A 19,351-nucleotide genomic window follows, 5' to 3' on the forward strand; every position below is an offset into this window, starting at 1 on the left:
TTTCTTACATTATTTTTTGTGATTTTTTAATAATATAAATCTGATTATTAACGCAAGCCCAGTAAAATCAATAACTGAATACAAATCAGGTTGTTATGTGAAATATTTATAATTTTAATGCATTATAGTGCTTAAAAAGTTCCAAAACGACGTTTTTGCGGTTTTTTATAACATTTAAATAGAATAAAATGACAAAAAAGAATATTACTCGTACAGATTTTAAAATTCAATAATATAAAAACTCATAAAATTTTTACAAATATTTTAATAACTTTGAAATACCTGCAAAAGAAAAATATTTCAATTAGAAATAATTACCACGAATTTCATCTTTTGCGTTATCTAAATTAAAATGTGACAAACAGCTGCAACAGTCAATTTTTGCACTACTAATAAGAATGTTATAATTGCCCTAACCTCTATAGTAAATGAAGACACAAATTACATTTCTACTTTTTATGATAACTACAATCAGTTTTTCACAAAGTTCTGAAAGATGGAAACAGTACATAAAAAAGGAAAAAGAAAGAAAATTTGAGAAATACTACTTTACATCTTTAGAAAATGCACATCAAAATAAATACAAGGTTGTAAAAAAACTGGACAGTACTTTTTGTATTGTTGAAAAGGAAGGTTTAACCTCTAGTACGTCTTTAGAAAAAATTGTCCTGGTTAATAATTTATGGAAATTACCCTTAAATTTTTCAAATCATAAAGAAGACAAACAGTATATAATAGCTACCGATACTCTCAACAGGTTAATTGCGGACTTGAAATCAATAAACATTTCTGACATCAAAATACTGGATAATCATCTTGTAGTCATAAAAAGTGATTCCCAAAAAATCATTGATCATATTATAGTTTTGAACAGTGTCACTTCTATCTCGCAGGAATCGCTGCAGCCAAAAAGTGAATCAAAAATAATTGATCAAAATTTTAGTATCAATTATATTAATAAAGCCAATGCTGATTTTCCTCTTTTAACAGGCGAAAATGAAATTGCAGCCATCAAAGATGATTTTTTTGATGTAAATGATATTGATCTGCTAAACAAGCACATTCCTTCGCCAACACAATCTTCTATTGTAGCGAGCCACGCAACTGCTATGGCAACTATAGTTTCTGGATTAGGAAATAGTTCTGTATTAGGAAAAGGAGTTGCTCAAAAAGCTAAAATACAATCGTCTGATTTTTTGAACATCTATCCTGATGAGATCGTAACTTTACAAGGTGCTTCTACTCAAAATCATTCCTACGGCACTGTGATTGAGAACTTTTATGGTTCGCTCGCTAATGCCTATGACGCTCAATTATTCTTAAATACTAATTTGACTCATTGTTTTTCTTCTGGAAATAGCGGTCTTCAGGGTTATAAATCTATTACTGGTAATTTTAAACAATCCAAAAACAGCATCGCAGTGGGATGTGTTGACCAAAACGAGGTAATTCTACCGTTTTCTTCTAAAGGTCCGGCATACGACGGCCGAATAAAACCCGAGTTAGTTGCCTATAGCACACAAGGAACTTCAAACTCTACAGCATTGGCAACGGGAATTATTACGCTTATGAAACAGCTTTATAAAACGACAAACAATACTCCTTTGACTAATGCGCTGACCAAAGCAATCTTAATAAACAGCGCTAAAGATTTGGGCAATACAGGCCCGGATTACACTTATGGTTATGGGAATATCAATGCTGACAAAAGTTTAAAAACGATCAGCGAAAATAGAATTATATCGGGTAATCTTGCATCTGGCCAGACCAATCTTCATGTTATTACGCTTCCGGAAAATGCGAAAAACTTAAAAATCACATTAGTTTGGAACGATTTGCCCGCTGCAATCAACAGCAATATAAGTTTGGTAAATGATTTAGATCTGGAAGTTACTTCGGCTGACAACACTACTTTTTTACCGTGGATTCTTAATCCTGATACTCCTGAAGAACAAGCTGTAAGAGGAAAAGATAAAATCAATACTATAGAGCAGGTGACTATAGAGAATCCTGCATCTGGATCTTACACGATCCATATTATTGGTTCTTACGTCTCAAATGTATCTCAGGAATACAGCATTGCTTATGAATATGAATTGAAAAATCAATTTGAATGGAATTACCCTGTCAGCAATGATAATTTTCCTTATGATGGTAAGAATACTTCACCTTTTAAATGGAATTCTTCATTTTCTAATATCCCCGGACAATTGTCTATTAGTTACAATAATGGACAGACTTGGGAAATTGTTGCGAATGATATCAATCTAGACAGCGAACAATTTACTTATGCGCCAGTGGAAAAAAAATTTTCAAAAGCAAAATTAAAAATGACGATTGACAATATCGATTATATCTCTGACAGCTTTACAATTTCTTATGATTTGAATATCAATACGAGCTTAGTTTGTGACGGCACAACAGAAATTAACTGGGACAAACCTGCCGATGTCACTTCTTTTAATATTTATCAGCTGGCAGGAGATCATTTAGAATTTAAAGAACAAATAACAAACGCAAATTATACTTATGCAGATGGAAAAATTTACACTGTTATTCCTGTATTCGACAATAGTGAAGGAATAAAAAGCGAATCAGCATTGCAGTATGCTCAAAATTCAAATTGTTATTTTGAACTGGCTTTGGCAGAAGTTTATGAAGAGAATAAAGTAAAGATTAGTGCGAGTCTATTCAGTTTATATAACATCAAAACAATTGAGTTAGTGAAAATAATAAATAATGGCGAATCTATTATCAGCAGTACAAACGATATTAATTCAAAAACATTTTCTTTTTTAGATGAAGCGCCGTTAAAGGGAAGCAATAAATATAAAATAAATATAATTTTAGAAAGCAATAATGTCGTAAGTTCTCTAATTCTTAATACTAATTATTTAGGCGATGATTTGTTTTTTGTTCATCCTACTTTATTAAGAAAAAATGAGGAATTGAATATTGAAGCAAAAAAAGAAGAAAATGCTATTTTTTATTTGTACAACATCAGCGGACAAAATACTATTACTTCGCCTTTACTTTCTAAAACCAATAATATCAATCTAAAAAATACTGCTTCAGGAATTTACATTTATAAAATAATTACAAGCTTAGGTGAAATTCAAACAGGAAAAATTGCGGTTTATTGATCAATTGTTGTATTAATTTTCAATTATTTTATTTCTAACATCAACAAAAAATCTCAAATTCAGAGTGAGAGCGACAACTTCTTTTGCTTAATTTTTATCGATATTCTAAAGTGATTCTCCAAACTAATCTGAGGCCGTTTTTGAGTACTTCTATTTTTATGCTTTGTAAATAAAAAGTCTTATTACAACATTTTTTTAACTTTTGGCAGTCACAGAATAAATAATATATATTTAAGTTTACACGAAAAATTAACCTACAAAAACGAAAAGATTTTTAATATCGTTTTCAAATTAATTTTTACCAACTAAAACCATATAACTATTTATCAGCCAAAATGAAAAACAAATTACTAATCATCGAAGAGCTTGCTATTGAGAAAAAACTTCGAAAAAAACCTTTATTAATTCCTCTCTTCACACTTTTTTTTTCCACGCTTTTATTAATTGCAATTTGGTATTGCATGAGTTTATATGAAAAAGGCTTCTTATGGGCATTTATTCCAGCAGCTTTTTGCACCCATTCTTTTTTAATACTCACTGTTCATGACGGCTCACATAAAACAATAACAAAAACTAAATTTGATCGCTTTATTGTAAATTTTTCTTCAGCTTTAGTCTTTTTACCGTTCTATGGTGAACATTACAGAAAATATCATTTAATTCATCATGGTTATACAAATACAGATTTAGATCCGCTTGCTTCTCCAAAGTCACAAAAAATATATCAAAAAAATCGCTTTTTATATATCTTTTTAGAATCAGTTCCTGTATTATATACATTCTATTTAATTTTTGATTTTAACAAAAGAGAAAGTACTCAAAAGGTAAACAATACACTAAAAATCAATAAAATATACTTTGCTTTATCTATTTGTATTAGTGTAATTTGGTTTTTTATTATTGATCCGCCGATTTATTTTGTTTTGCTTACACTTTTATTCTTAAACATTATTTCTGCAGTAAGAAGCTGGTGTGAACATATGGGAACTTCTCTGGAACATAAAACAAACACTTATTGGTTTCCCATGGGATTTGGTATTGGTAATCATCATATACATCATGAACATCCAAATTTGTCCTGGCTTACGTTGACAATTGGCTTACTAAAACGCGAAAAAAATTCTAATCCTATAAAAACGTTAAAAGGCATTTTCTTTGATAAAGCATTTACTTTTTATAAAATAAAATAAAAGACTCTCTCCCCTGCTGTCTCTGATTTTCTGGCATTGCAAACAAATATCATTAAAAACGAAAAAAGATTCGTAAAGTCAGAGACTTTTACGCATCTTTTTATGAGGGAATACTCTTTAATCACTGGTATAAAAAGCCCGCGGAATCGAAGTGATTTCCGCAAGGCTTGCTTTTTTTTACTGTCAGAAGATTAAAAAAGTATCTTCTTGGTTATTGTACTTCCATTCTCTAATGTTGTTTTAATTAATAAAATTGGAGTGCCGGACTGAATACTGCTAATCTCAAACTGAGCGGTTCCGATTTTCTGCTTGCTGTAAACCAGTTTTCCAGTAATATCGAAAACACTAACTTCTCTTAAAGAGCTGTGAGCCGATTGTAAAGTGATCGTTTTGTCTTTTGAACTCACAATTAAATCCTTCGAGTCCGGTTTAAATTTATCAACCCCTAGCTTTTCATCGGTATTGTATCTGATTACAAAACGATTGGTATAAGTACCAGTTGTGGTCGAAAAGGTATAAGCGCCATGTTTCAGGTTGTGGATAATACCAGTCTGATTGTCCTGCAAATAAATATCTGTGTTGGATAAATCGCCATCTGCATCATCAATGGATATCTTAAGATCGCCCTTTATATTGGATCTATATCCCAAAGGTATAGTGTCAGATGGATCAAATGGAACAGCACGTCCCTGAATAACTAGTTTTCTGTCTTCGTTAATGCTGTAAAAATCTGCATATGTATTGGCACCTATTGTCACCGCATCATAATTATGATCCCATCCATTAGTTGCTCCAGCTACATAAGCTATCAGAATTTGTTTAAAAAGTCCCTCATCATTTGTCAAATTAAGCCATACGCGGTGTCTATCTTGTTCGGCTTCTAAATAGGATTTTGAAAACGGACTAGCAAGCTTAAAAGTGTAAAAGTGGCTGCGTACTGGTGCGGGTGCACACTGAACATTCATTGGATTAAACAAAAGAATCCATAAAATGGTATAAAAAAATATTGGTGAAACGAAAAGTTTTTTCATTATTTAATGATTTAAAATTATTAAAGGTTTACGCGCCGGCGCTTGTTCTCTTTAAATTTTAAATAACATCAATAGAAAGACAGGGGCATTATAAATGCCCTAAAAAACAAATAACATTATGGATATAATTATGAGTAGTTTTTTCCTATTGCTGATCTTTAAAATTTAAAAATTGCATTGGATCGGCTGAAGTAAAAAACATTTAATAGAGTGGCCATTCTCAACAAAACTTAAAATGCAGATGCCTTTTGCAAGGTATTACATCGGTGTTTTTTGCTTTTCAACGATCAAATACTATATTAAGTTAAGAATTTATGTATAATTAAAAAAGATTTTTAAGAAGAAATAAACCGAATTTATACTGCTTTCAGATTAATCCATGCTAACGATTTATTTTTAAATTATTCATTACGGTAAAGAATCTAAATGCTTAACACTTGGCTGAACTGGCGATATTAATAATTCAAAATCTCTTTTGTTAAAAATGTAATAACGATATAAAACAAAAAAACCACTCCGTTATGGAATGGCTTTTAGATTTTGATGCCGGCACTGATTGCAAAGCTGCGCTATACACATATCCGAGCGGTCGGATTATAATAGATATAAAATGAAATTTAACAGCTTAGTGTAAAATCAGCTGTTTCGTAAAATGGATGTCAGTTGTAGTTTCTTAAAGTTTTCCTTCATCTATTAACACATCTGCAATTGCATTTGCCTTTTTAAAAGCTTCGCCCGATCCTAAGTTTGTAAGTACAACAATAGCAGCTTTTTGGTCTGGAAAACGAATTAATTGAGTACTAATTCCATAATCACCGTCGTCCCACGCAACATAGTTATAACTTCGATATCTCTATAATAGGTGCACTTCTAAGATGCTTTCACAATCTTACAAAACTGCTATCATAATTATTAATATCTTGGCTTGAGTCTTTTAATTATGTAATTGATTTTTGAGTGCGTAAAGCTTGCTTCTAAGGTTTCTCAACATTAACGGATCGGAAACTTTTCCTCTAACCCTTTCTAAAGAAATGGTTTTTCCGATAGTCATCTTCAAAGTATGTCCTTGTTTATTAAACAATTCCGAAATTAGTTTAGAGGTTTGGAGCATTGGATGAATTGATTTTAACATACTAAAGAAAAAACCATTATTTCCATGAAAATATATTGGCAGCACCGGCACATCTGCTTTGCAGATAATTTTTCCCACCACAGGATGCCATTCCGGATCTGTGATTTCACTGGTCTTAAAATTATAAGATGATACTTCTCCTGCAGGAAATATAGCAACTGGAGTACCTTCTGATAAAGCTTTAAGAGTCATTTTTAATCCCGTGATGCTGGCAGAATTCTGTATATTTTCAAATGGATTCACTGCAATAATGCACTTTTCAAGATTTGGAATTTCCTTTAATAAAAAATTTCCCATATACATTGTATCAGGGCGCCTTTTCGCAATTGTACTTAATAAAGCTAATGATTCGATTCCTCCATAAGGATGATTGGCAACCACTATAAATGCTCCTTCACTAGGAATATTTAGTAATTCAGCGGCATCAAATTCGACTTTTACACCAATGTTCGTTAAAACATAATCGGCAAATTCTGCACCTTCAAGATTACCTGCTTCTTTTACAATAGCATTTAAATTATTAATTTTCATTACTTTCATTAAATAAGAGGATAATCCGGGTATTGGAATTTTAGAAAGGCCGGCCGCTTCAGAAAATTTTTCCTTGGATATCAATGTCATATGCTATATTTGTTAAGTTTGGATTTGAAAACTAATAAAAAACCTGAAATGAATTGGAATTAGCAATGGTATTATTATACTGCTTTTGGTAAGGAAATAAGCTTTGTTATCTTCATATTCTTTAGCACAATATGGGGTAAAGATAGTCTGATTTTATATGCAAGCATTCAATATTTCAAATAAAACAAATATAAATAGTAAGGATGTTTTTCTTATATTGCGAATCTGCCGTTTTAGTGAATGTCTAAATTCAATAAACATAAGGATTTATTAATCAATCAAAACCATAAAAAACTTTAATCAATAAATTGCAGACTTATATTCTTGTAAACCTAAGATTACATAAAAGATTATACCTCAAGCAGAATCACTCAAAATTCTTTACAGCACCGTCTTATAACTATAAAGTTTTAGAGGTATTGACTACTCTTCTTAAAATCAGTTTTATAAATATTTAATGAGATTAGCAGATTGAGAGTAAAATAGATTCATAATCCAAAATTATCAAGATTAAGATTTTTATTTCCTCATGCTTTCTTTGATTTTCTCTCTATGCATTTTGCCCCAGTTACTAAGCTCATATATTACATTTTTTAAGGTTCGGCTGTAATCAGTTGCTTCGTAGATAATAGTAACAGGAATGGTTGGATTTACAGTACGTTTAATAAAATCATTCAATTCCAGGTCTTTGAGTTCTTTTGCTAAAATCTTTGGTGATATTCCTTCGATTTCTTTTTTTATTTCGTTAAAACGTTTTGGAGATTGAATGAGACTAAGAATTAAAGCAATCTTCCATTTTCCATTTAAAACATATAGTGCATCTATAATATTCCTTAGTGATCCTGCGCATTCATCTTTAGTGGGAAGCTCCTGTTTTTCAAGTGTTTTCATAAAAACAAAGATACAAACTTTCCTAAAAGTAACTAGTTTCCTTTAGGAAACTGCACTCTTTTAAACAGCTTGGAACTGTAACTTTGCTCAAAATAAATGCTATATCTCTAGATATTATTCTTAATTGTTAAATAAATATTAGAGTATAAAAATAAACTTAAAAACCTATAAGCTATGAAACACATTCTTCATTTAATGTCAAGCATTCAGCCAAAAGATTCATACAGTATTAAGCTGGGAAAAGCCGTTATCGAAAAGATTCAGGAAAAGTACCCAAACAGCACATTGGAGGAATCAAATCTCGTTGATCTTGAGATACCGCATCTTAATTCTGAATCACTTCGAAAATTATTCACTCCTGCAGATTTTCTAAGCGAAGAAGAAAAAAAATCGAATGCGTTTTCTAATAATTTACTGCAACAATTACAAGCTGCAGATATCATTGTTATTGGTGCTCCACTTTACAATTTCACAATCCATTCTGCACTAAAAGCATGGATCGACCATATTACAAGACCTGGAGTAACTTTTGGATACGGTGAGGATGGACGGCCAATCGGGTTGGTGACGGGAAAAAAAATATATGTAGCAATGTCTTCCGGAGGTGTTTATTCAGAAGGTCCCGGTCAGGTCAATGATTTTGTAGTTCCTTATTTAAAGGCTTTCCTCGGATTCTTAGGCATGACAGATCTTACAGCATTTCGGGCAGAAGGATTAAAAGTCTCAGAATTAAAGGAACATGCTCTAAGTAAAGCAATTGACAGTATAGTGATTGATTAAACTATTTATAGGATGAGACAATTTTGCTTGTAATGAAAACCGTCCACATAATTGGTGTAAGGTTATATTGTTTTCAAAAGCCACTCCGTTATGAAATGGCTTTTGAATTTTGATTATCTTTGTCGGCACAGATTGCAAATCTGCGCTATTGCTACGCATATCCGAGCGGTTGGGTATCAAATATCTTCCAGTACAGTACTTATATACATGCGGGAATTAAAACTTTATATTTCAGTAAAAAAGTATAAATCAAAGACTTAAAAATAATGCTAATTTGACTCATCTTTCTAATCATTTACCAGTATTATTCCATTACCGACAGAAATTAACTTTCCTTATTTAAAATGCTTAGCGCTGTCGAGGTACAAATAATACAACTAAATCTTAAAAAAATCGTTTGTATTGTATCCTGTAATGCAGATTTTTTATTTAAAATTGAACATGAAAATAAAATTTTATTCCCGATTATTGCCCCTTCATTATGCGGTATAAAGTCTTCAACAATGTTTTTATTTACACAATTTTTAGCGTATTGACCATTGTTGTCCTCCACTATTCAATATAGCATTGTTTGATTCAATCCATTTGATTGCAGATTCAGAACAATAATAGTTCTTAGAATATTTTTTTTAATCTTTCGAAATATCACCAACACATCTGAAACACCTTGTCTGGTTTGACTCCATTTTTTTTGATTTACGGCATTATAATATAAAAAAACAGCCTAAAGGCTGTTTTAATTTTCATGCGATATTAATATAAATATCTGATTTTCTGTGAATTTGAGAGGCAATAATTAACCACCAACACATCTGATACATTACCGGTATTAACCAGATGAAAAAATATTTCTTTAACTACTTTATTTTAAATTTCTTCTTGAAAACACTATAATATTTATCATCTTTAAATTCGACAAATTTTTTTTTAAATATTTTTCTGGCTAGGTAAATATGTGTTCCAAAATGACACACTGGTCAGTAGAATTTGAAAAACTGTAGAGTTTTCACTTGGAACACGGATGGTATCGGTTGGTATAAGTACACAATTTTATAGTACGGGGAGGTAATTTGAACCTAAAATCTCGGTCTCTGATATCAAAACAGCCGATACAGGGAGGGAGGATATTCTAAATACTATTTTTCAAATTTATTTAGATACCGTAGCAGATGCAGGCTAACATGAATTCTATTTTAGCAGTTTAGTACACTTTGAAACGCTATAAAAGCAAAAGCCACTCCGTAATGGAATGGCTGTGCTATAAATTAAATAATTTCTATTTTGAAAGTATCCTTATTAAAAAGGAGATTAGTCCTATTACTATACCAAATATAACAACTCCGATAAATACTTTAAACATAATTTCGAAATCAAAATAAACAAAACCTGCAATTGTCAATAATATAACTCCGAGCAATATATTTATTACATCAGGGTTTTCATCAATATATTTTTTTATTTTTTTCATCATTTCTTCTCTACTTCTTTTTTTATTTTATTTGCAACTGTCGATGCAGTACCAGATGAAACGGCAGCTGATACCGCAGCTCTTTTTCCGACATAACTTTCCTATTTCTTTGTTGCCCCACTGACATTTGCTTTCGCTTTAGAAGCCACATTAGATTTTCCGCGAGCTATATTCTTTTCAGTGTTAACTGCAGCTGTCAATTTTTTACCTGTTGAAGAGTTTAGCACTTTCTTTTCTATTTTACCAGCAATTCCAGCCGCTAACCTTCCTGCTCCAACGTCAACAAGTGTACTCCCTACTGAGATTTTGCCATCTTTAATTGCTTGACTTGCGACACTAACTCCCGTATCTGTAGCTACATCAACAGCTATTTTCACTCCTCTAGCAGCATTTTTATACTGATTTAGAGATGAGATTCCTCCACTCAAAGCTCCTGCACCAGCTGAAACTGCTATAGAGGTTAAACTTACATCAGTCCAAGCACGAGAACCAGATTTACCTCCTGCATAGTTAACAGCTACTTGTAATCCATAATCAACAGCAGCTCCAATTACTGCTCCCCATATACAAGAAGGACATCTTCCATCTGGGTCATCAAAGCTTACAGGATTATTATATCCATAACCGTAAGGATTTAAATTGTCTGTATTATATATACCACCACCAACTTCGAAGTCATTGATAATAGACATATACACTGCTTCCTTATCATCTTCATCTACATCATTAATATCGTGAGCAAATTTTAAATCATTTAATAATGGGTCAGATTGTGACCAACGTCCAATATCTGGCATGTAATTCCTCCAGCCATAATCATACATGTTCAGTCCCAGCTCATCTTGGAGCTCTTTGCCGTTGTACTTATACTTATTATTAGTCCCTTCATAAACACTGTATCCATTGTGTTTTAATCCAAAAGGATAATAATTGTTCTCATCAATAATTTCCAGAACGTTTAAGGCGTTTTTAGTATAACTGACCCTGATGTTTCCTAAATGATCCTTGTACTGAAAGACATAGGAAAGCGCACCGTTGTCGTTTTTCACATAACCTTCTGCCGTGGGGAAAAACTCCAGAACATTTTCCTTGTACTGATAACCGTCCACATAATTGGTGTGTAAGGTTATATTGTTTTCGGTTACATTTTTCTCCAGTTTCTGCCCCGAGGCATTGTAAATATACTCAATACTGCCTGATGGTTATATTTAATCTAGTATAGATCACATAAATTTATTGCTGTGAATTTCTTGATTATATTTCTTGGCAGAATATAATTTTTCAACTTATTTTATATAAAGAATTTCTAACAGCAATTTTTTATAAGCAACACTTCACAGAACGGGCGATATTAATAATTCAAAATCTGTTTGCTAAAAATGCAATAACTATATAAAATCCAAAAACCACTCCCTTATGGAATGGCTTTTGGCTTTTGATTCTCTTTGTCGGCAAAGATTGCAAATCTGCGCTATCGTTACGCATATCCTAGCGGTCGGGGTTCTCTACAAGAACACAGAAAAATCTAAAATTTAATATAAAATGCTGTTTTATTTAAATCATTATCATACATAAGTAGCATATTAAAGTAACATCCTATCAAGTAAACATCTTTTTCTAAAACAGGATTGTCTTCAGATTTATTTCGTACAAATTTTATTTTATTTTTAATTAAAACAAAGTCTTGATCGTAACCTATAGGGTCACCTAAATAACTACCCCCACTATAACTCCATCCTGCTTTAAGCCTATATTCCATAAACAATAATCTATCAAATAATAGAATAAAAAGTAATAAACTGCAAATGATTAAAATCTTCTTTTTCATCTTATCTTTTCGTACCTGGTTGGTGTGAATATCCCGTAAATTTACTTGATATATTGACAAATTCTCAATTTTAATAATTATGTTCTAAACAAGATTCTTCATAAACCTATTTACCTTTTTCTTCTCCATTATCTAAATAGCTCTTAATTGGATTATAATTTATATTTTAAAAGTTTTTCTATAGATTCAACACCATTTTATAAAAACCTAATCTGAAACACTATTATTCATTAATAGACTTAATTAAACCAATTACTCCAAAATGGTGGTGGATTATTCAACTCTCCTAAAATTATAATTAAAAAAAGAAAACCAAATATTGAAATTATCACATAAATACCAGCAATAAAATTTAATTTCTTAACTAGATTTCGATCTTTATTGTTAAGTGAATCTTCTATTTCTTCAATATTTACATATTTATTATATCTAATAATAACTAATAACAATACAGGCAATGACACAAATAGTGTATTCCATTTATTATCAAAAAAAGATAATTTAAATATTTCTTGAATTAAAATTATAATAGTTACTAAATTTAATGATAGGCATACCGAAGTAAGAGCTTGTCCTGAAAACTCATTTAAATCCTTTTCATTTCTTCTATAAAATGCGTAGCAATTATAGTAAACTAAATCAATAAAATATATTTTTTTATTCTCCATCTATTTGTTCTTGTATGTTTTTTTCCTACATCTTTACTTGTAGTTAATTGCGAAATCGAATTTACTAAAAAATAATTCGTACAGAAAACAACTATAATAATTAATAATATTAACGCACTTAATCTTAGCAATTTTTCTTTATTTTTTATCATTTTATTTTATTTTATTTAAAAGTCCCATACCCTTGTTTTTTTGTTTTTCGAAACCATATTATCTATCTGAACTTTAGGAGATGAACCGCTTAATATCTAAATATAAACCTCAGATCTTTCAAATTAGAATTATCGACATTTTGTAATAGAATTAAACCACAGAACTCACCAGCTGTCTAGCCGGCAAGCTCTGTGGTTTAAATATGTTTGAAAACCAGCCTTTATTTGATTATAATGTGATTTTGAAATTTCTGGTAGAATTTTCACGTTACGGAATTATTTGATCGTTTCTTAAAAGTGTAAACAAATCAAAAAACGAATCTTTTGTACTTTTATAAACCGAAAACCCTAGCTGTCTGCTCTTGGACATGTCGGTCATAACCTCTAATGGGCGTCCAAGATCAAGATCTGTGTGCCATGCAGATGCTAACGTATATAAATTGGTTTCTACTAATTGGTTTTCTTTTGCAATTTCTGTCCAAATTGACTGTTTTTCATTTAGTATTCCTTCCAAAGGTCTAATTTCACCATTATACCCTTCAAAATCAATGTCAAACCACTGTGCTATTTGGGGCCATAACCATTTCCAGCGGAAAACATCTCCATTTGTAATATTGAAAGCTTCTTTCCACGCATTTGGTGTTGTAGCAGCCCAAATTATTTGTTCTGCTAAAATCCCAGCATCTGTAACATCAGACAGCCCATTCCATTGTGCCTCTGAACCCGGCCAGATCAAAGGCAGACCTTCTTTTTTACAAATACTGGCATAAACTGCCAATGTTGTTCCCATATTCATTGCGTTCCCTATCGTTTTGCCAATAACGGTATGCGGTCTGTGTACATTCCATGTAAATCCATCTCTTAATGCAACCTTATAAATCTCATCTTCCTGCGAATAATAAAAATTAGGCAGATCTAATCTCGGCATTTCTTCTCTTAATGGTGTTTCAGGAAGTGTTCCGGCCTTTGCATAGGCATCAAACGGCCCTAAATAATGCTTTAAACCCGTGACCAAAGAAACGTGCTGCACGGTTTTTTTGAAGGACAAAATATGCAGTAGGTTATGGATCATAGCACTGTTAATCCTGATATTTTCTTCTTCCGTATCATTTCGCATCCATGTAGTAAAGAAAACATGGGTGGGCGAAATATCTTTTAAAGCAGCTGCTAAAGATTCTTCATTAAGTAAATCTGCCGCAATTGGATGTAACCCTTCAACATTATTATTTGGATTACGCGAAAGTCCAAAAACAGTCCATTGTTTTTCTATAAGTTTTAAAGCGAGATTGCTTCCTGTAATACCAGTTGCTCCTACTACTAAAGCAATATTGCCTGCAGCAGCTGATGTATTTAATTGCTGAGATACCATATAATTTTATTTTTCCACAAAATTAAATTAAACCCAGTTTCTTAAAGATGATCTAGAACAAGGAAACAGCTTGATCTAGATCAATTATTTCAATTCAGGTTGGTTATATGTTCTTTTTAAGACGACTTAAAGTCTCTGCAGAAAGACCAAGGTAAGAAGCCAATAAATTCTGGGGAACACGTTTTATTAAATCAGCATTATTTTTTAAAATGTGTCGGTACTTCTCTTCTGCATTATGAGTATTAGAACTTATTAATCTGCGTTCTTTTGTAATTAAACTATTTTGAAAAAGCAGCCTAAAATAACGGTCCATAATAGGAATTTGCAATGTTAAATTTTCAAAATCCGTACTAGTAATCACCAGAATATCCGAGTCCTCCATGGCATCAATACTGTAAAATGAAATTTCTTCGCTGAAAAAACTATTCATATCTGACGTCCACCAGCCTTCAGGTGCAAACTGATTGATATGTTCATTGCCCTTTTCATCAATATTATAAGCTTTTAAAAGACCTTTTGAAACAAACGCCATAAAAGTACAAGGATGGCCTTCAACAACTAAGAACTGCCTTTTCTTAAGCTTTTTAGGCAAAAAAAAGGACTTAATCAGTTCCTTTTCAGATTCATTTAACTGAATCTTTTTTTCAAGATGATTAAAAAAGATATCGTACATAACCTTATAATTTCCTTTAATATTTGAGAATCATTACAAAGGTATCATATTTTGAAGTTGGTTCATTTAGTATAAAAATATTTAAACACAGTTTGAATTCAAAACTGGAAATCAAAAAAGAATAAGCGACTTCGAATTATAACATTCACAAAACTTTTTATTGAAAATAAGTTTCGTTTTAATAACCGTTACTTTATTAATAAAGCTTTAAGCAGCTTTTACTTTTGGATATAACTTTATAATTAATCCTTTTAACCGGTTTTGATAATCTTCCATCAGCCATTCTTTGTAATTCTTGCTTGCATTATCGAGACATTTTACATACTGCTTAACACGCCAGTCGATTTCAGGCTGTAGAGCTTCTGCCAATAAAATGGCCTGCGATAATGTTTCAGCATTATCCATACACATTTTTGCCTGCTGTCTGATAGATTGCTGTATCACTGTTTTCGGTTTTTTTTCTGTGTCAACCGCTTCATGATAGTTTGTTTCTATATCAAAAGTCATCTCAAGAGTATTGGGAAACTGGGCACGCAGCTCAGCTGAGAGTCCATGAGATTGTATTGATGAACCAGCAGTAGAGTGATGCTGAAGTTGCTTGGCAAATGCATCAGGATGCTCAAATACAAACTTCCAGTCTACTGGTTCTTCCCATGCTCCAAAACGCTGTATGTTATTACCCAGGTCTATAATAGAAAAAGTTCTTTTGGAAGGAAGTTTTCTAGACCCGCGCCCTACCATTTGATGATAAAGCGTAATAGATGTAGTAGCGCGATTAAGAATAACACTTTGCACCGCCGGCTCATCAAATCCCGTAGTTAAGATCGAAACAGAGGTTATAATCGCATCCTTAGTTTTCTTAAACCACTTCAGGATATCTCTGCGGTCTTCATCTGACGTTTTATTATCGAGATGTCTGATTGGAAAACCAGCTGCAGTAAAGGTATCATATACTTTCTCTGAAGCTTTTATTCCATGATTAAAAATTAATGTTTTTTTTCCTTTGGAATTTTCCACATATGCTTTTAGCAGCAAATCCTGCATTGCTGCAGAACTATAAAGTTCATTAGATGAACTTACTGTATAATCACCATGAAGTCCTGTTTTCAGAGAATTCAATTCTACTTCGTAACCATTTGATTTGGGTCTGGCTAGAAATCCGCCGGCAATAAGATCCGCAATATTTTCTCCTGTAATCAATGTATCATAATGCCTTTTCATCGGTTTGGAAACATCAGAACTAAAAGGTGTGGCCGTAACACCAATAATAACTGACTTTTTAAAATGGCTCATTAATTTCCTAAAAGAATTATGATGTGCTTCGTCTACAATAACAAGCCCAACATCATTTACTCTTATTTTTTTAGATTTGATCCTGTTTCGCAGTGTCTCTACCATCGCTACGTAGCAGTCGCAGCCTGATTTGAAGTTTCCGCTAGCACTGCTTATGATTTGATTTTTTACCTCAATTCTATTTAATGTTGACGATGTCTGTGTGCATAATTCTTTACGGTGCGTCAGGATAACTACCTTTTTGCCATATTGTGCCATAAATCTCTTGGCTATTTCAGAGAAAATAACAGTTTTTCCTCCGCCAGTCGGCAATTGATACAAGAGTTTCTTTTCTGCTGCACATTCTATTTCATCAAAAATAATTTGAATATCCCTTTGCTGATATTCATAAAATGCATTTTTAGGCTGTATATTAGTTTTCATTTTGATTTTTTATTATACCAATTTAATTAACGGAATATTACGATTGTATCTTGTTCATATTCCCATTGCTTGATCATGTCATCTATTAGTCAGGTTCAAAACCAATAACTTTCATAAACTGATTACTGAATTCCTACTGTAGAATTTACACCTTCCTACACATAACTTGGTAATTTACATTGATAAGAATTTTATTCTCTTTACACCTTATTTGAAGTAATTTTAAAAATCAAATATTAAGTTATTATCTGTGTAAAAGTAATTTGTGCTTAAAATAGTTTCTTACATCATTATGCCGAATTATTATAATATTACCTGCTTGTTTTCTAAAAACATCATGTTATTAATAATTAAAAATCTACTGGCAATGACCTGCCTTTTAAAAAGAAAACTTATGAAAATCTGAATTTTTTGTCAGTGCAGTCACATAAAAAACCTTTCTACAATGCATATTTTTTCAAAACTAATTTTCCTGTCCTGCCTCTTAAAGAAAAGTTATAGTTTGAATATTTATTTTTAAATGAATATAATTTCATTTAACTTTACTATATGAGACCATTAGATCCTGATAAAAGAGAGAAAATTTTAAATTCTGTATTCGTACTTACGGGCAAACAGGGATTAGCAAGTGTTACCGTTTCAGGTATAAGTAAAACCGCCGGAATTGCCACTGGCACTCTGTACATTTATTTTAAAAATAAGGAAGAGATAGTACAGCTGGCTTATGCAGCCGTAGAAGATAAAATGACACAGGCAATGTACCGCGACTTTGATATTAATATACCAATAAAACAATCGCTTAAGCAGATTTATATCAATATGCTCAACTACAGGCTAAAGAATTATGACGAAACTGTATTTATTGACCAGTATCAACAGTCCGGCTACATACAGTTAAATTTCTCAAAACAATTAGCCGAGTATGAAAAACAGAATAAACCACTATATGATCTTTTACAAAAAGGACAGCAGGAAGGAATCATAAAAGCACTGGATGCAATTATACTTATCAGCTTTTTTGATGGTGCGGTACGCTCCTGCTCTACAGGTATCATCCAAAAGCTATTTCCATTAAGCCAGCAACTCTTAGATGACTGCTTTGATATGATATGGAGGGGCATGAGCTAATAATTTAAATTTTAAATGAATAATTTTTCAACTAATACATTTTAATACTATATATCATGAGCATTTTTAAAGACAAAACAATTATTATTACCGGAGCAGCGATGGGCCTCGGACTTGCAGCAAGTAAAGCAGTAGCTCTAAAAGGAGCCAATCTGTCTATTGTAGATTACAATGCCGAGGCACTAGAAAAAGCAAAAGCAGAAATTCAGTCAGTTGCACCAGCTGCAAAAATCATAACTGTAGTAGCTGACGTTTCAGATGAACAGGCAGTAAAAAATTATGTAGACAAAACAGTTGAAGAGTTTGGTCGTATCGATGGATTCTACAATAATGCAGGTATCGAAGGAAAACAGGCACCACTAGTCGACTATGACATCCATATATTTAAAAAAGTAATTGACATCAATCTTATGGGGGTATATTACGGTTTAAAATATGTGATTCCGGTAATGCAGAAACACGGCGGAGGGAAAATTGTAAACGTAGCTTCTGTAGGTGGAATCAGAGGCGTTGTTAATCAGATGCCGTATGTAGCAAGTAAACATGCCGTTTCTGGTATGACCAAAAACGCGGCCATCGAGTATGGTAAAGATGGGATATATACCAATGCAATCGCGCCAGGAGCTATCCTTACTCCAATGGTTGCAGAAGCATTTAAACAAGTAAATCCGGCCGACCCGAAAGCAGCTGAAACAACATATGCACAAAGAAATCCTACTAGAAGGTTAGGGAAACCTGAAGATGTTGGTAACCTTGTGGCCTTTCTGCTTAGCGATGAATGCCAATACGTAAATGGGCAGACCATTGCAATTGATGGAGGCGAATCAAACCTTTATGGTAATTCATAAATTTAGAAACTTTTTCAAAACGGATTATGGCATATGCTGTGATCTTAATATTTATAAAATAAAAAATCCTGCAGATAATTATAGCTGCGGGATTTTTTTGACATGAAAGTTATTAGATATTGCATTGATGAGATTATAAACTCACTTATTCGGCTTTTTAAATGTTCTTCTTCATAATATTTAAAATCATCATGCAGCGGAATCAATAATATTCCATTTTCCAAAATTAAAATTCAATTTGTTTTTCACCCCTTAGAAATTGAAATTTTATTTTTTTGGATGGATACATTTTTCTTTTTACTCTAACAGAATATTTTTACTGCAGTTTGCTTTGAAATGCAAGCTCCTTTTTTGCGTATTCATTGTTTGATCTATTTTTTGGATTATTTTCATCAAGAAGAGTCATTTTAACTCCTTTAATAAATCCATAGGCGTTACTGTCAAAATCGTTCCTGTCAAAGTTCCTTTGTAAATCAGCTTTTGGCTTCTGTGGATTTATAAATATCCTAATTTTCTGGTTCGCACCTTTTATTAGAAAAAAAATACCTCTTATTAGTATTGCTGCCAATTACCATCTCTATTATCCAAAATAAAAAAAAGACTTCAAATATAGTACTGAAAAAGATCAAACATTCTTACTGTCTGATCTACTATATTCCAAACATAAAAAGTCTTTATAAAACAAAACACCCAGTTTCAGAAGAAACAGGGTG

General features: G+C 32.0%; 16 protein-coding genes. 5 read left to right on the forward strand and 11 right to left on the reverse strand.

Going from position 1 to position 19,351, the window contains the following annotated elements; translation table 11 throughout:
• Positions 1-428: 428 nt before the first annotated feature.
• Together B0A68_RS09350 and B0A68_RS09355 are read left to right on the forward strand one after the other, a co-directional pair.
• On the forward strand, positions 429-3,143 hold the full coding sequence (locus B0A68_RS09350) for a S8 family serine peptidase (protein ID WP_035679907.1): 2,715 nt from the start codon (positions 429-431) through the stop codon (positions 3,141-3,143).
• Positions 3,144-3,478: 335 nt separating this feature from the next.
• Positions 3,479-4,333 carry a fatty acid desaturase family protein gene (locus B0A68_RS09355; RefSeq protein ID WP_035679904.1) on the forward strand — a complete coding sequence of 285 codons (855 nt, stop codon included), beginning with the start codon at positions 3,479-3,481 and terminating at the stop codon, positions 4,331-4,333.
• Between the two features lie 191 nt (positions 4,334-4,524).
• On the opposite strand, the gene B0A68_RS09360 is transcribed toward B0A68_RS09355, so the two are convergent.
• The 3 genes from B0A68_RS09360 to B0A68_RS09370 all read right to left on the reverse strand — a co-directional run bounded on the left by B0A68_RS09360 (position 4,525) and on the right by B0A68_RS09370 (position 8,008).
• Positions 4,525-5,364 carry a T9SS sorting signal type C domain-containing protein gene (locus tag B0A68_RS09360; RefSeq protein ID WP_051892407.1) on the reverse strand — a complete coding sequence of 280 codons (840 nt, stop codon included), beginning with the start codon at positions 5,362-5,364 and terminating at the stop codon, positions 4,525-4,527.
• 934 nt (positions 5,365-6,298) lie between these two features.
• Positions 6,299-7,117 carry a 1-acyl-sn-glycerol-3-phosphate acyltransferase gene (locus tag B0A68_RS09365; protein ID WP_051892406.1) on the reverse strand — a complete coding sequence of 273 codons (819 nt, stop codon included), beginning with the start codon at positions 7,115-7,117 and terminating at the stop codon, positions 6,299-6,301.
• 519 nt (positions 7,118-7,636) lie between these two features.
• Positions 7,637-8,008: a winged helix-turn-helix transcriptional regulator gene (locus B0A68_RS09370; protein ID WP_035679902.1), complete on the reverse strand. Its 372-nt coding sequence runs from the start codon at positions 8,006-8,008 to the stop codon at positions 7,637-7,639.
• A gap of 174 nt (positions 8,009-8,182) precedes the next feature.
• On the opposite strand from B0A68_RS09370, the gene B0A68_RS09375 reads away from it, so the two are divergent.
• Positions 8,183-8,788 carry an FMN-dependent NADH-azoreductase gene (locus B0A68_RS09375; RefSeq protein ID WP_035679899.1) on the forward strand — a complete coding sequence of 202 codons (606 nt, stop codon included), beginning with the start codon at positions 8,183-8,185 and terminating at the stop codon, positions 8,786-8,788.
• A 1,276-nt stretch (positions 8,789-10,064) separates the two neighbouring features.
• Here B0A68_RS09375 and B0A68_RS09380 read toward each other — a convergent pair.
• From B0A68_RS09380 to B0A68_RS09415, 7 genes are all read right to left on the reverse strand, one after another.
• Positions 10,065-10,259 (reverse strand): hypothetical protein, encoded by a 195-nt coding sequence (locus B0A68_RS09380; protein ID WP_089069724.1) that lies wholly within the window; start codon positions 10,257-10,259, stop codon positions 10,065-10,067.
• Between the two features lie 98 nt (positions 10,260-10,357).
• A complete protein-coding gene (locus tag B0A68_RS09385; protein WP_035679892.1) occupies positions 10,358-11,365 on the reverse strand; it encodes an RHS repeat-associated core domain-containing protein in 1,008 nt (335 codons plus the stop codon).
• Between the two features lie 416 nt (positions 11,366-11,781).
• The gene (locus tag B0A68_RS09390) at positions 11,782-12,084 is read right to left on the reverse strand and encodes a hypothetical protein (protein WP_035679891.1); all 303 of its coding nucleotides are present in this window, start codon (positions 12,082-12,084) and stop codon (positions 11,782-11,784) included.
• 239 nt (positions 12,085-12,323) lie between these two features.
• A complete protein-coding gene (locus tag B0A68_RS09395; RefSeq protein ID WP_035679888.1) occupies positions 12,324-12,752 on the reverse strand; it encodes a hypothetical protein in 429 nt (142 codons plus the stop codon).
• A 420-nt stretch (positions 12,753-13,172) separates the two neighbouring features.
• Entirely contained in the window at positions 13,173-14,273 is a 1,101-nt protein-coding gene (locus tag B0A68_RS09405; protein WP_051892405.1) for an SDR family oxidoreductase, read from the reverse strand.
• A 103-nt stretch (positions 14,274-14,376) separates the two neighbouring features.
• Positions 14,377-14,946 (reverse strand): Crp/Fnr family transcriptional regulator, encoded by a 570-nt coding sequence (locus B0A68_RS09410; RefSeq protein ID WP_035679883.1) that lies wholly within the window; start codon positions 14,944-14,946, stop codon positions 14,377-14,379.
• A 207-nt stretch (positions 14,947-15,153) separates the two neighbouring features.
• The gene (locus B0A68_RS09415) at positions 15,154-16,662 is read right to left on the reverse strand and encodes a DEAD/DEAH box helicase (protein ID WP_035679881.1); all 1,509 of its coding nucleotides are present in this window, start codon (positions 16,660-16,662) and stop codon (positions 15,154-15,156) included.
• 549 nt (positions 16,663-17,211) lie between these two features.
• Here B0A68_RS09415 and B0A68_RS09420 point away from each other — a divergent pair.
• A complete protein-coding gene (locus B0A68_RS09420) occupies positions 17,212-17,790 on the forward strand; it encodes a TetR/AcrR family transcriptional regulator (protein WP_035679878.1) in 579 nt (192 codons plus the stop codon).
• A 56-nt stretch (positions 17,791-17,846) separates the two neighbouring features.
• Positions 17,847-18,638, forward strand: a complete 792-nt coding sequence (locus B0A68_RS09425) for a glucose 1-dehydrogenase (RefSeq protein WP_035679875.1) — start codon at positions 17,847-17,849, stop codon at positions 18,636-18,638.
• Positions 18,639-18,954: 316 nt separating this feature from the next.
• On the opposite strand, the gene B0A68_RS09430 is transcribed toward B0A68_RS09425, so the two are convergent.
• Positions 18,955-19,206, reverse strand: a complete 252-nt coding sequence (locus B0A68_RS09430) for a hypothetical protein (RefSeq protein ID WP_035679873.1) — start codon at positions 19,204-19,206, stop codon at positions 18,955-18,957.
• Positions 19,207-19,351: the final 145 nt, after the last annotated feature.

This window comes from Flavobacterium reichenbachii, assembly GCF_002217435.1.
GTDB lineage: Bacteria > Bacteroidota > Bacteroidia > Flavobacteriales > Flavobacteriaceae > Flavobacterium > Flavobacterium reichenbachii.

Bases quoted from the DNA above. Each gene is read 5' to 3' on its own strand.
- B0A68_RS09390 (WP_035679891.1), bottom strand. From the start codon at position 12,084: ATGAAAAAGAAGATTTTAATCATTTGCAGTTTATTACTTTTTATTCTA.
- B0A68_RS09375 (WP_035679899.1), top strand. From the start codon at position 8,183: ATGAAACACATTCTTCATTTAATGTCAAGCATTCAGCCAAAAGATTCA.
- B0A68_RS09365 (WP_051892406.1), bottom strand. From the start codon at position 7,117: ATGACATTGATATCCAAGGAAAAATTTTCTGAAGCGGCCGGCCTTTCT.
- B0A68_RS09425 (WP_035679875.1), top strand. From the start codon at position 17,847: ATGAGCATTTTTAAAGACAAAACAATTATTATTACCGGAGCAGCGATG.
- B0A68_RS09410 (WP_035679883.1), bottom strand. From the start codon at position 14,946: ATGTACGATATCTTTTTTAATCATCTTGAAAAAAAGATTCAGTTAAAT.
- B0A68_RS09405 (WP_051892405.1), bottom strand. From the start codon at position 14,273: ATGGTATCTCAGCAATTAAATACATCAGCTGCTGCAGGCAATATTGCT.
- B0A68_RS09370 (WP_035679902.1), bottom strand. From the start codon at position 8,008: ATGAAAACACTTGAAAAACAGGAGCTTCCCACTAAAGATGAATGCGCA.
- B0A68_RS09415 (WP_035679881.1), bottom strand. From the start codon at position 16,662: ATGAAAACTAATATACAGCCTAAAAATGCATTTTATGAATATCAGCAA.
- B0A68_RS09360 (WP_051892407.1), bottom strand. From the start codon at position 5,364: ATGAAAAAACTTTTCGTTTCACCAATATTTTTTTATACCATTTTATGG.
- B0A68_RS09395 (WP_035679888.1), bottom strand. From the start codon at position 12,752: ATGGAGAATAAAAAAATATATTTTATTGATTTAGTTTACTATAATTGC.
- B0A68_RS09350 (WP_035679907.1), top strand. From the start codon at position 429: ATGAAGACACAAATTACATTTCTACTTTTTATGATAACTACAATCAGT.
- B0A68_RS09355 (WP_035679904.1), top strand. From the start codon at position 3,479: ATGAAAAACAAATTACTAATCATCGAAGAGCTTGCTATTGAGAAAAAA.
- B0A68_RS09380 (WP_089069724.1), bottom strand. From the start codon at position 10,259: ATGATGAAAAAAATAAAAAAATATATTGATGAAAACCCTGATGTAATA.
- B0A68_RS09420 (WP_035679878.1), top strand. From the start codon at position 17,212: ATGAGACCATTAGATCCTGATAAAAGAGAGAAAATTTTAAATTCTGTA.